This window comes from Compostibacter hankyongensis (assembly GCF_039541075.1).
In the GTDB taxonomy this organism is placed as follows: domain Bacteria; phylum Bacteroidota; class Bacteroidia; order Chitinophagales; family Chitinophagaceae; genus Compostibacter; species Compostibacter hankyongensis.
The window spans coordinates 488196-501738 of record NZ_BAABFN010000002.1 but is presented as its reverse complement, the minus strand read 5'-3'; the positions used below and the strand labels follow the sequence as shown (position 1 = coordinate 501738).

General features: G+C 45.9%; 9 protein-coding genes and 1 tRNA gene. 2 read left to right on the top strand and 8 right to left on the bottom strand.

All coding sequences use genetic code 11. The annotated features are described in order from the left end of the window. Nucleotides 1-35: 35 nt before the first annotated feature. Nucleotides 36-476, bottom strand: coding sequence for a VOC family protein (locus ABD851_RS06940; RefSeq protein ID WP_344977543.1), 441 nt, complete (start codon nucleotides 474-476; stop codon nucleotides 36-38). A gap of 395 nt (nucleotides 477-871) precedes the next feature. Next, a tRNA-Ser gene (locus ABD851_RS06935) sits at nucleotides 872-958 on the bottom strand. Nucleotides 959-1293: 335 nt separating this feature from the next. On the opposite strand from ABD851_RS06935, the gene ABD851_RS06930 reads away from it, so the two are divergent. Both ABD851_RS06930 and ABD851_RS06925 read left to right on the top strand, forming a co-directional pair. Then, entirely contained in the window at nucleotides 1294-2316 is a 1023-nt protein-coding gene (locus ABD851_RS06930) for an LLM class flavin-dependent oxidoreductase (protein ID WP_344977540.1), read from the top strand. A 40-nt stretch (nucleotides 2317-2356) separates the two neighbouring features. Beyond that, entirely contained in the window at nucleotides 2357-3133 is a 777-nt protein-coding gene (locus tag ABD851_RS06925; RefSeq protein WP_344977537.1) for a phosphosulfolactate synthase, read from the top strand. A gap of 33 nt (nucleotides 3134-3166) precedes the next feature. On the opposite strand, the gene ABD851_RS06920 is transcribed toward ABD851_RS06925, so the two are convergent. From ABD851_RS06920 to ABD851_RS06895, 6 genes are all read right to left on the bottom strand, one after another. Further along, a complete protein-coding gene (locus ABD851_RS06920) occupies nucleotides 3167-3772 on the bottom strand; it encodes a 5'-methylthioadenosine/S-adenosylhomocysteine nucleosidase family protein (RefSeq protein WP_344977534.1) in 606 nt (201 codons plus the stop codon). 198 nt (nucleotides 3773-3970) lie between these two features. Then, nucleotides 3971-4951, bottom strand: coding sequence for a phytase (locus ABD851_RS06915; protein ID WP_344977531.1), 981 nt, complete (start codon nucleotides 4949-4951; stop codon nucleotides 3971-3973). A 199-nt stretch (nucleotides 4952-5150) separates the two neighbouring features. Beyond that, nucleotides 5151-6746: an Ig-like domain-containing protein gene (locus ABD851_RS06910; RefSeq protein WP_344977528.1), complete on the bottom strand. Its 1596-nt coding sequence runs from the start codon at nucleotides 6744-6746 to the stop codon at nucleotides 5151-5153. A gap of 35 nt (nucleotides 6747-6781) precedes the next feature. Beyond that, nucleotides 6782-9586: a TonB-dependent receptor gene (locus ABD851_RS06905; RefSeq protein ID WP_344977525.1), complete on the bottom strand. Its 2805-nt coding sequence runs from the start codon at nucleotides 9584-9586 to the stop codon at nucleotides 6782-6784. A 246-nt stretch (nucleotides 9587-9832) separates the two neighbouring features. After that, nucleotides 9833-11317, bottom strand: a complete 1485-nt coding sequence (locus tag ABD851_RS06900; RefSeq protein WP_344977522.1) for a tetratricopeptide repeat protein — start codon at nucleotides 11315-11317, stop codon at nucleotides 9833-9835. A gap of 557 nt (nucleotides 11318-11874) precedes the next feature. Beyond that, a complete protein-coding gene (locus ABD851_RS06895) occupies nucleotides 11875-13455 on the bottom strand; it encodes a DHA2 family efflux MFS transporter permease subunit (RefSeq protein ID WP_344977519.1) in 1581 nt (526 codons plus the stop codon). Nucleotides 13456-13543: the final 88 nt, after the last annotated feature.

Here is a 13543-nt window from a genome sequence, read left to right as displayed (position 1 = left end):
GCAGCGGCCATGTAAGGGACCGCTTTTTTCTTCGGCTAAATTTGCCTGTTATCATTTGGATCAAATTCCACAACCCATTCAATACCATATTTGTCTCTAAACATTCCGGCGTATGTACTCCAAGGACTGTCGCCCATGGGCCCTTCAACCTCTCCTCCTGCCGATAATCCGTTAAATATTTTGTCGGCTTCTTCACGGCTTTCAGCGCTCACAAATATTTTAGATCTGTTTTCGTTTTCGTTTACTCGTCCCATAAATTCCGGAACATCATTGGCTATTAGTACATTGTGCTTGCCAATAGGTAAACCAATGTGCATTATTTTATTTGCTTCGTCTTCTGCAACCTGAAATTCAGGACCCGACAGATCCCTGAAGCGAATGATCTTTGTGAATTCTCCCCCAAAAACTGATTTGTAAAAGGTGAATGCCTCTTCGGCGTTGCCATTGAAGTTGATCCAAGGATTGATTGTTCTCATAATCTAATTTTTGGTGTTAATGCCTGGATAGCGATTAACGTTAAAATAGCCCTGCGCGTTGGGTCTCATATAGCCTGGAATATATCTTGTTTCATTCTTGATTATTAATTGAGCAACCTTCGGGTTACAAATATATGCAGCTTTTGGGTTGCGCAAATATATTTGCATCTTTATGTTGAGTATAATGACGGAAAGTTTAGTGATGAAGAGATTCGAACTTGCAAATCTTTATAATTATGCTGAGTTTATATAGGCTATTTATGAACGGCAGATAATTCAAAATGAAATAGCCTGCTAAAAATCATGTTTTAGCAGGCTATTGTATAACAAGGCGGAGAGGGAGGGATTAGCTTTGCTGATCCCATCGACCGGCGTTGCCGGATGCTTTTTATTTGCGGAGAGGGAGGGATTCGAACCCTCGGTACAGTTGCCCATACAACGGTTTTCGAGACCGTCCCGATCGACCACTCTGGCACCTCTCCAGGGCGGCAAAGGTAATTACTTGGCGGATTCCGGCAAAATATTCATCGTTCTTACCCGCTTTCAGGTATTTTGCGGACATTATCGGCAGAGAAAAGAATGATTAAATTTTCGATCTTTGCATTATTTCATAATTTTTGCCTATTTCGGTAAAAATGCCAATGTTTTGAGCGCCATGGAGCAAGAGTTCGAATTTTTTGCATATCCGGTAGTTCTATTACATTAGAAAAAAAGTTATAAATACTGATCATTTCAACAACATGACGGGCCGTTTTCTTTTTCACGGGCTATTGATAATCAGTAGACTGAATAATCGAAAATAAGAACCTGAGAGAAGATGAAGAAAATAGGATTTTTATCGTTTGGACATTGGTCTGAGCACCCTGCTTACCGAACCCGTACAGCAAGCGACACATTGCTGCAGTCTATTGATCTGGCGGTGGCTGCCGAAGAAATGGGTTTAGACGGCGCCTATTTTCGGGTACATCATTTTGCGGCCCAGCTGGCATCACCATTTCCGTTGCTTTCAGCGATCGGCACCAAAACAAGCAAAATAGAGATTGGTACGGGTGTAATTGATATGCGTTATGAAAATCCGCTGTATATGGTGGAAGATGCCGGAGCCGCCGATTTGATTTCGGGGGGGCGGTTGCAGTTGGGCATCAGCAGGGGTTCGCCGGAACAGGTAATCGATGGATGGCGCTATTTTGGATATGAGCTGGATGAAGGAGAGACCGATGCCGATATGGGACGCCGTAAAGCGCTGGAATTCCTGGACAAGCTAAAAGGTGTCGGATTTGCCCAGCCTAACCCATACCCGATGTTTCCGAATCCGCCGGGCCTGCTGCGTTTGGAGCCGCACTCGGAAGGATTGCGGGAACGTATTTGGTGGGGCGCCGCTTCCAATGCCACAGCCGTTTGGGCGGCTGAAAACGAAATGTATCTTCAAAGTTCTACCTTGAAATACGATGAGAGCGGCAAACCTTTTCATATGCAGCAAGCCGAGCAGATCAGGCTGTACAAAGAAGCGTGGAAAAAAGCGGGGCACCAGCGCGAACCGAGGGTCTCGGTAAGCCGGTCTATTTTTGCAATAGTAACCGATCAAGATCGCTATCTCTTCGGACAGGAATCCAATCGAGTCGATAAGATCGGAATGATTGAACAGGACAAACGCGCTATTTTCGGAAGAAGCTATGCTGCAGAACCAGATCAGCTCGTAAAAGAATTGGCTGAGGACGAAGCTATTCAGGAAGCGGATACGCTCCTTTTGACAATACCCAATACCTTGGGAGTTGATTACAATGTGCATCTCCTGTCTTCCATTTTGACGCATGTCGCGCCCGGATTAAATTGGCGTTAATTTTTATAATCAATTTCCAGCTTAAGCTCATAAGGAACAAATGAGGAACTTTGAATTGCCCGGATTGCCCGAAAGAAGTAATAAGCCACGGGAGCGTGGTATAACAATGGTAATGGACAAAGGGCTTAGCCTGCGTCAAGCCTCGGACCTGGTAGATGTTAGCGAAGAATTCACGGACATTGTCAAACTGGGTTTCGGCACTTCGCTTTTAACCAAGGATCTGAATAAGAAATTGGACCTATATCGTGAAGCCGGAATAAAAACCTATCTTGGAGGAACCCTTTTTGAAGCCTTCGTTGTGCGGGATATGTTTGACGAATACCGCCGTTTGCTTAACAGGCTTAAAATAGAATATGCAGAAGTATCTGATGGTTCATTGCATATACCGCACGAAGAAAAATGCCGCTACATAAAAGCGCTGTCAAAAGAATTTACCGTGCTGTCAGAGGTCGGCTCTAAAGAGGCGGGAGTAATCATCCATCCAAAGATCTGGATTTCTATGATGAACAAAGAGATAGAATCGGGCGCATGGAAGGTAATTACTGAATCGCGAGAAAGCGGGACTGTCGGCATATATCGCCCTAACGGGAATGCCCATGTTGCCCTGGTTAACAAAATATTGAAAAACATCCCTAAAGATAAAATACTTTGGGAGGCTCCGAATAAATCCCAGCAAGCGTGGTTTATAGGCCAGCTCGGGCCCAACGTAAACCTGGGCAATATATCGCCTGACGATGTTATTCCACTGGAAACGCTAAGAATCGGATTACGGGGTGACACATTCAAGCAATTTATGCCGAAGACAGCAAAAAAATGATCCCGATCAAGCCACTGTTGCAGGCCTCTTTACTTACAATACCGAAATATCTTTCTTATCCAGCTTTAATGCTTCGCCAAAAGCCATAGCTGCTTTGTGTACCTGTACTGTCCAGTCTTCCGCTGCGTTGCCATCGGCACCGTCCGAAATGTATTTGAGGCAAAGGAAAGGGATATTTTCTTTCATGGCTACCAGGGCCAGGGCATAGGCTTCCATATCTACAACATTATAAATCGTTGCAGAATGTGCCATTTCAAAATTATCGCCCGTTCCGCAAATCGTTTCCGGCAGCCCTTCCATCTGTAGACCATATTCCAGCACAAGGGGTAATCCCGATAATGGCGTTTCGTATTGTTCATATCCCAGCCCCCTGACGTCCATATCCCGTTGTACAAATTTTGTACAGCAAACCACTTCGCCCTTTTTATAGTAATTGCTGCCGGCAGAACCTAAATTAACGATCAATGACGGCTTTTTGTCCTGTATTGCTTTCAGAAGATTATAAGTTGCATTGACTTTTCCTATGCCACATATCAAATGGTTATATTCGGAGAATACCTCGGCAGCTTCAGATGCCAATGCAAATGTGAACAATACATTCCCGATCGGAAAAGAACGATTCTGATTTATTACTACCATCCGTCTTTTTAGCGGTTAATTTTTTACAAAAGCTTGTCAGGCGAGCACTATCAGCTTGGTTATTTACTGTCTGACAGTCCCGGGTGCAAAGTTATGTTTTTGCCTGATTTATTGATCAGCAAAGCCTTTTACCCCTATAAAATAAATCCAGACGGGCTCAGATTGCAATACCTGTGACAAGGCTGCCCTAAGCCCTGTTTAAGGCAAGTATTGCTCGATCATTCTCCAATCGTAATACTGGAATACTTTCCCATTGCTCATGGCAACAAAAAGCCCTTTGGGAAATTGCTTACCCAGATTCACATTGGTTACCTCAGAACCATCACTTTCAATGGTGGAAACGGGGATTTCAGCGATAAGATCGTGTTGGTGCGGGTTATTTTTTGCGCCTTCCCGGGGATACACCATGAAGGTATTGGCCTGCTGGTTAGATACCAGGATATAGCCTGTGCTGTCGCCTGTTTCATAAATAGAGATGCCTTCGTTATCTCCCTTAAATTGTCCCTGGCCAAATAAAGCCAGCTCTTTATTCCCTTTGGAGGGATCGGCGTAGTACTTGCGTACGCCTACTGTTTCATCGGAATAATAGATATAGCCTAATTTATCATCTACGGCAATAGATTCTATTTCCTTCTTTCCGCTGAACCTGCCGAACTTTCTTACCAGCTTTGCACTGACATTTCCTGTTCCGTCGTCTCCTAATTCATACTGCCACAAATAAGCGCCTTCCAGCGGGCCGGTTTTCCTGCCTACGATAGCGTAGATCTTTCCTTCAGGATCTTTATAAAGAGAAATGCCCATCACATCCCGGTATTCAGGTTGATCTTCTCCTTCAAAAACAGGTATGCCGCCATTATCAAGCGGCTTCATATCCGGCAGGCTGTAGATCCGGAGCTTATGTGTCATCCTTTCGGTTGCTACTGCAATATCCGTCGGCTTTCCGTTCAGCAAAAGACCATATTCAATATCCACGTTATTGGGTCTTTTCAGTCCTTTTACGGTTTTATCCTTTATTTCTTTTCCATCCAAATCAAAAACATACAAGCCACCCTGCTCGTTCTTGTCGGTGCCGATGATCAGGCTCTTGCTTTTATCCTCCGGGTTGATCCATATGGCCGGATCATCTGTATCAAACTCCACCATGTCTGTAATAAGGGTCGGCTTAAGCGGGGCTTGCATATTCTTGCCTTCAGCGCCTTGCTTGGGGGCATGGACTTCGCAACTGACAAGTGTTATAAGCGCCGACGCTGCAAATAACTGATAGGAATAATTTTTTAACATTATCATTGTCATTTATAAAGAAACCGTCCCATTGATCGGGAACGGTTTCTTCTGCTTTCAAAAATTCTTTTATTATTATTATAAGTACCGGTACGATTTAATTGGCGCCAAAAGCACCGAAGAATGCTGATGCGGCTGGTGATTTGTAGGTAGTGCCGTTTACCGTTACGCCGGTGCTGCTAAAGTAAGGAGTGATATCCGTTTTGGCGCCGGTAAGCGCCGGAGAACCTGCTTTCAAATGGAAATCCCAGGCAGTGTCAAAAGTGAAGTCCAGCAGGCCATTGGTAACAAACGGGAAGCTGACGAACATAGGATCTTTATCGCCGGGTCCGGTGCCAGAGATGTCATGAGCGCCATAAACAGCGTCCTTTACACCGGGTTTAAAACCATCGTAACCGCTGGCAGTACCGTTGGCAATATGTTGCGGAATGTTGCTTGTTTGCGGGCCAGCAGCGTAATAATTATAATCTATCTTACTGTTCAGGTCCGGCCCATCGGTAGCATTCTGCTGCCACTTCGGGGCTTTGGCGCGGAACATGGCGTTAATAACCAGGTTATTGTATACATTCACCAGCGCGCCTTTCTCCGCCCAGATAGATCCGCCTTTAGGCCCGTTAGGATCTCTTCTCCAGCCGGTAGCAACGATGGTATTGTTGTAAGCATTGATCTGGGCTTCTGCACGGGTAGGGGAAGAACCGGAGTTAGACAGTTTAAAGGCGTTAGTATTCGCGCTGTACATCAAATTATAAGCGGCATCCACTTTGCAGCCGGCTTTTACGTTGATGGCTTCACCACCGGCTTCACCTACGGCGTAGAACGTGTTGTTGGTAAATATGCAGCTGCCGCCCTGTACATAAATGGCATCTTCGCCGGTGCTGCGGAAGGTGGTGTGCTGGATCACATATTTCCCCTTGGGGTTGTTGGTGTTGAATGCCACCATGCCCTCGCCGCCGCCGGCTTTAAACAATCCTGCTGTTACCGATGGAGAGGTAGCCGTGGTGATGGCGCCGGTGTATTCAATAATAGCATTGTCGATCAGCATTTCAGGGCAGGTGGTGGAGCCAATAATGCCACCCCATAAACGCTTGAAAGTATTGGCTGTGGTTCTTTCTGCTGCCGGCACAGAAATAAGAACAGGATTAGCTGGAGTCCCTTTGATATAAAGGCTGCCGTCCACAATCCATTCTATTTTGGTGTTGTTGGCATCCTGACCCCCGGTGCTCACATTTACTTCCACGCCTTCTTCAATAGTCAGTGTTTTACCTGCCGGAACCTTAATGTGTCCGGTTACATTGATCACAGAATATTTAGCCCAGGTACCGTCCACATTGCCGCTTACATTGACGGCGTCGCTCCTGGTTACCGTCGCGGAGCAGGTGGCTTTTTCACCGCCGTCTTCCGTAGTAACGGTGATGACAGCGCTACCGGGTTTTACCGCGGTAACCACCCCTTTGTTATCAACAGTTGCCACTGTTTCATCGGAGGTTGACCATGTGACGTTCTTATTGGCTGCATTTTCGGGAAAAATGGTGTAGGTCAGGGTCGTGGATTCGCCTACTTTTAATGTAGCGGTCGATTTCGCCAGTGTGATCCCTTTTATGGAGTTATCAACCTTATCGTCTTTTTTACAGCCGATATTCATCAGGGTGATCCCTCCGATAACCAGGAGCAGTTTAAGTGTTAGCTGTTTCATGTTGTTTAATTATTGTGTTTTTTAATTTTTCATGTTTAAAATTTAAACCGGATGCCGATCATGACAGTCTGGCCATATATATCGCTACGGGTCATGGTGCCGTTATTGAAGGCTTCATAATCCGGTACATGGCTGTTTGCGGTATTGATACGTTTTACGTAATCTTTAACAGGGGTATTCAGGAGGTTGGTAGCCTTGGCAAATACAACGTATCGGCCGCCGATTTTTTTCTCCGCCGAAGCATCTAACTGTACAAATCCGCTTTCCCAGATATCATTATCAATGTAGCGGGATACGGCATACAGCCGGTCGCCGGTATAGGCCAGCGACAATTGCGCGTCAATACCGCTCCGGATGCCTTTATATAACAATATCAGGTTGGCTACATGTGCAGCCTGCCCGGCCAGTCTGCGGGTTTGGTTTACATTCTTTACCAGTACATGCTCGGTAGCGTTGGGATCAGGATTGTCATAGTAGAAAAGTTTGGTGGTGGTGATACTTGAATTGATATAGGTATAATTGATCTTGATCCCGAAGTTGTAAATGAATTTTGTATAATCCAGCTCCAGGCCATAGTTGGTGGCGTTCCCGAAATTTGCCGGCATATAAAAAGAGCCCTGTCCCTGCAATACCATCCCAAATTCAATAGGGTTCATTATCTTTTTATAGAAAACCCCCGCCATAAATTGCTCGGATGGCTTCGGAAATATCTCATAACGTATATCGGCATTATGTGCAACAGTATGCTTTAAGCCGGGATTGCCGGCCTCCGTGAAATCTTCATTTACAATACGGTAAGGGACGATCTCAAAAAAGCTTGGACGGTTAATGGCTTTGTAATAAGAAACCCTCAGGTTGGTGTTGCCGTTCAGCTTGTATTTCAGGTTGACACTGGGCAGTACATCGGTATATTTCTGATTTCCTTCATTTTGCAGGCCCTCTACCACATGCTCCAGATAATATCCCTGATCGGTATTTTCCACTCTCGCACCCGCCAGGATTTCGAATCTCCGGCTTGTTATTTTTCCCTGTAAATAGCCTGCTGCAACTTTTTCAGACGCTTGATAGTTTAGCGGATCGCCGGTCGAGCCGAGGGGATTGAAAACCATGAATTTTATGTCGCTGTAGTTGTTCCAGTCGGTACCTTCTATCAGATTGTTTTGCGTGCCTTCCGGCTTTGATTCATCCAGGGGCCGGAATTGGTATTCATTAAAAAAATTAGCTCTTTGTTTATCACGATACATGCCGCCGGCTGAAATGACGATCGGTGTATTTTCATGGCCAAGGTGGTATCTGAAGTTCATGTAACCGGCCTTATCTTCGTCCGAGTTATGTTCCCATCTTCTTTCTGCACCGCCTAATACCACTACGGATCTGGGGTTTTCTACACCGTTCCTTACTGTTGATGCCACATGTACTTCGCTGTTGTCCGGCACTTCATTGGTCGCTTTTGAGTAGACTGCCGACCAATCCATCTCAAATTGCTTGTTAAAGAAGCTGTGCTCGCCTTTCAGGGTGTTGTTAAATATCTGCTGATGGGTGTAACGGAACCTGGTATCGTAGCCTAAATTGTAATTGTCATTTTCGGGGTCGTAACCAACAGAGAGATCTGTTTTGTGCTCGTCCCTTACCTGATAGGTTTTGAAATCAAGAAAAGCGGTGTAGAACTGCAGCTTGTGGTTTTCTGAAAAACGATAGTCCAGTTTGGCATGCAGCCCTGCGCGGGTTTGCTCTTCTGAGAAGGTTCTGTGGTCGAGTCCGGTCAATACAGGCAGGTTGGAGGCGTCGCTGGTAGCGGTGTTAAAGGAAAAATAAGTGCTGTTGCTGCCCCTTAAGCTGTTCTGATAGCTACCGGCCACCAAAACGCCCAGCTTATCATCGAAAAAACGATCGCCTATTGAAATACCGCCATACAGATTGGGTTTAATCCCTATCTTTTTCATATCCAGCAAGCCCGGATTGAAATCCCTGGACTGTGCGGGATAAGCGCTGCCTAATAATTCGTAAGGCGACTTTGTTTGTATTTGTGATTTATCGAAGGTATAAAAGGGCCGGCCAAAAAACAGCGTGTTGAACCCGGTTGCAACATTGCCGGAGATCAGCAGCTTATTGGGAGCATCCTTCATCACCAGGTTGACGGCTCCGCCGATTCCGTCACCTTCCATGTCGGGGGTAAGGGACTTGGTTACTTCCAGCCGGTCAAGCAATTCTGCCGGGAAAATGTCAAGCGGCACAAACCTGTTCTTGTTATCAGGACTGGGAATTTTTACGCCGTTTACCAGGGTATAGTTGTAGCGCTTATCCATTCCCCTGAGCAAGGCGTATTGCCCGTCCCCGGTATTGTTTCTTTCCACGGTAACGCCGGAAACACGTTGTATTACATTGGCAACGGTTAAGTCCGGGGAAATCTGAATTGCCCTGGCCGACACTATATTCATCACCTGGTTGGCATTCTTTTCCAAATTCCGGGCCTGTGCGTCGTTATTTTTCTCCCGGTCGGCTGTCACTATTACGGTGGAAAGCTCTTTTTGGCCCGTTTTAAGCTCAATCACCGGCAGCACCGTACTGTTGTCTGTCAGCTTTACGTTCCGGATCTCCGTATTAAAACCGACCAGGGAAACGATTATTTGGTAATCGCCCGGGGGGATATCTTTAATCGTGAAACTGCCATCCAGCCCTGAAATGGCATGATAAGATCCGCCATCTGTCCTTATCACGGCGCCGGTAACTGCTTCCCCTGTCTGTTCAAAAATGATCTGACCCCTTAAGGCCTGGGACATCGCAGGCGCTCCCATAAACAGGAGTAACGATAAGAGTGGTAAAATTAGAATTAGGCGCATAAATTCGATACCTGTTTTTGCGGCCCAAAACTGAGGAAAGCCTTTTTAAAAATGAAAAAAGGCGCATAAACGAAAAGGCAACACCGTTAACAGCGGTCGTTACAAGCCATGATCAGGGTGAACAAAATGCAATTAAATAATTGATTATCAATATTGACTTCCGAAACAAAACCTCCAATTATCAAATTGTTACCCTAACATGAGCGCGGTCTCCAAAACGGTCTGAGGGGAGATGAAATAGCGCTTTTAAAGCGATTGCAGGAAAGTACTGAGGTTTTTTCCCTGCTCCAGCTTCAGCTTTTTGCGGAGGCGGTACCTGATCACCCGCAGGCTGTCGGCAGAGACCCCAAGCAGGGTGGTGATATCCGATGTGCTGAGATTCATTTTAAGTAATGCAATCAATCTTAAATCGTTGGCTGTCAGGTTAGCGCATATTCCTCTTACACTATCAAAGAAACTTTCGTGGACCTGTTCGAAAATTACCCTGAACTCTCTCCAATAAGTATCCTGGCTTACACTGATATTTATTTTATATAGCAGTTGCTTTAAATGCTTCTTATGGTCCCTTTTATCATCTTTCAGCAGCTCATTCAAGTCTGTTTTTATCGCTTGCAGCGCTTCATTTTTTTGTATCAGATGCAGGATATAAGAAGAGAGCTCTTTGCTTTTAACTTCCAGCTGCTGTTTTAATTTGGATTCTTCCAACGCTTTGTTTTTCAGTTCGGTTTCCAGCAACCCGTTTTCAGTTTGGAAGATATGCTGCTGTTTTTCCCTCATTTCCTGCTCTGTTCTGATCTTCAGCTTTTGCCGGAGGTAAATTAATACCGCAAGGAACAGCAGCAGGATAAGGATAATGACGGAAGCTGTGGTAATGATGATGTTTATTCTCTTTTCGGCATTGAGCCGGGTGATCTCCGAGTTCTTTTTTTCCGTATCAAAGAGTACCTGTATCAGCGCAATCTGCCGGGTATTCTCGGTTTCGTAAATTTTTTTTTGTGAAACGCGGGCCAGCTCGGTATAGTAGTAAGCACTGTCATATTGATTCATTAAGCCATAGCTCCTCCCGATATCCCGGTAGGCGCTGCTCAGCTGGTATTGCTCATTCAGTTGTTGCGACAAGGCCATGGCCCGTCTTGAATATTGCAGCCCCATAGCATACCGGCCTGTTTTACGGTATATGTCTCCCAGGTTATTGACTACCTCTATCTGGGCAATGCTATTGTGAAAACGTTCATTCAGCCGGAGAGAGGCCTGATAATAATATAAAGAGGAGTCGTACCGTTCCTGGTCTTCCATGATGCTGGCAATATTCTCATATATCTTGGCAAGGGAAGCGCTGTCGCCGATATGCACCAGGTGGTCCATCGCCAGTCGCTGGTACAGGTAGGCCGAGTCATAGATCGTTTTCTTTTCATAAAGATGGCCGATCTCACCATAGCTTCTGGCAATACCTTTATCATCTTTCAGCTTTCTGAATAGGCGAAGCGCTTCATTGAACTGCCGCATCGCCTGCCGGGGCTCTTTATTATAATAATACACATCGCCCAGGTAGTTAAGGGTTTGCCCGAGGTAGCGGGTTTGATTTTCTGCCCGGAAGATTTTTTCCGCCTCCAGGAGATTGCTGATAGCGGCAGCATAGTTACCCTCATGATGAAGCACCTGTCCCATTTGTTGCAAGCCGGTAGCCTCCGCTATGCGGTTTTTGTCTTGCCTGGCCTTAGCAATGAGCACTTTGAGCAGTGTATAGGCGGAATCGGGATACGCTGTAGATAGTTTAGAGACAGTATTTATCCCGGGCAACTCATTGCTGATTTGTGCCTTTATGGTTTTGGGGAGCAACCACGACAGCGCACAGACGAAACTTAATAACGGGTACGCCCTTAGTATAAAATATCTCATTCAATATTTAATTAATTGCAGATTAAAGCAGCAAAATGGAACAATTAGCTGATATAGCTGTATTGTTTACCAAAAGATAATATTGGGCGGGATGAAGTCTCCATTTAAAACGCTATTAAAAGAGTTAATGAAGGAATGCCATGCGTACGACCTGCCGAAAGATTTATATTCTATCATGAAAATGAAGGGGGCTTATCCCCTGGACAATACCCCGGCGTTGAGAGAAATTGTGCAGGAAAGTCTGAAAGCCGTCTTTGATTCCTCCCTGGTTTTGAAAGAAGATGTGCTGCTATCGGTAATGGATCCGAAGAATTTCACTACCTGGTCATTCATAACAAAAAGGCGGTATTCAAGAAGGAATGGATGCGGAAGGGAGACCCCACGCCCGGTCACTCCTGCAAGACATCAGAAGCCGTTATCTTATTTTTGGGCTTTCTCACCAATATTAACACGAACGGAACACATACCAGAAACAGCACGCCGATCCAAAGAAATATGTCCATATAAGAAAGTACTGTAGCCTGTATGTTTACTACGTTATCTTCTAACTGAAGGGCGGCCTTTTCGGCGGCATCCCAGGTCATTCCCCTGCTTTCAAAGCTTTTTTCCAAAAGCGCCAGCCTTTGTTGTGCAATAGGATTATAAGCAGAGATATTGCTTATCAGGTTAACCCGGTGAAACTGAATATCCCGCGTCAGGTAAGTTGAGATAAGCGCCACGCCAAAGGAACCGCCTAACTGCCTCATCATACCGGATAATGCCGCACCCTGACCGATCTCCGGGCCGTGCAGGGTAGACAGGGCCATCGTGGTCACAGGGACAGACAATAATCCGAGCCCGATACCCCGGATCACCAGGATCCAGAAGAAGGCATCGTCCCCTGTGTCGGGAGTAAGCACTTTATAAGCCATCAGGCTGTAGATAAAAAACAGGATCATTCCGGATGTAATCAGCCAGCGAAACGAAACTCCTTTCTCCATCATCTTGCCGACGAATGGCATCATAACTGCTGTAAAGATAGTGCTGGGTATCATAATCATCCCGGCCTGAAAAGCCGTCCATCCCATGATGGTTTGCGTATAGAGGGGAATGATAAAAGTAGATCCAAACAGGCCGAAGCCTAACACGAACGACAATATGCTGCCCAATGACAGGTTTACATTTCTTAAGACCCTGAGCTCAACGATCGGATATTTATAGACGAGCTCTCTCCAGATAAAAAAGAAAAAGCCAAAAAATGAGATCACCGCTGAAGTGGTGATCAATGAGCTGCTGAACCAAGCTTCTTCCTGGCCTTTTTCCAGGATAAACTGTAAAAGTCCCACCGCGATCGTCAGCAAGCCGATCCCCAGCCAGTCAACATGCCTTGAGCTCACTTTTTCGGCATATTTAGGGCTTTTAATATATTGGATGGTAAGCAGGGCTGCGATTATGCCGATCGGTATATTGATGTAAAAGATAAATGGCCACGAGTAGTTATCCACAATATACCCGCCCAGCGGCGGCCCCAGCGTAGGACCTACAATGACGCCAAGGACATAAATAGTCTGTGCCATGGCCCTCTTTTCTATAGGGTAGCTCTCAGTAATAATGGTTTGCGCGGTGACCAGGAGCGCGCCGCCGCCAATCCCCTGTAAAAAGCGGAATATGATCAGCTCGGTTATGCTGGTAGCATTGCCGCAAAGCAGGGAGCATAAGGTAAAAATAATAATGGACCCGGCAAAATAGTTACGGCGCCCGAATTGCTGGCTCAGCCAGCTTGTCATCGGCATGACCACAACATTTGCAATAGCATAAGCGGTGATCACCCATGTGATCTCTGAAAGAGAAGCGCCAAGGCCACCCTGCATGGTCGGTAATGCGATGTTAACTATAGTCGTATCGATGATCTGAAGCAGCGCGCAGGTCACCGCTGTGATCGTAATGATCACACGCCTTGCTCCATATTCCACTAATGAGCCATCAGCCATATCACAAAAAATTACCTTATGAGATCCTGTTATCCCGTTCATCGCCTGCCAGCCCGGATCAATTCAATACCGGGGCAGGGCGATGGCC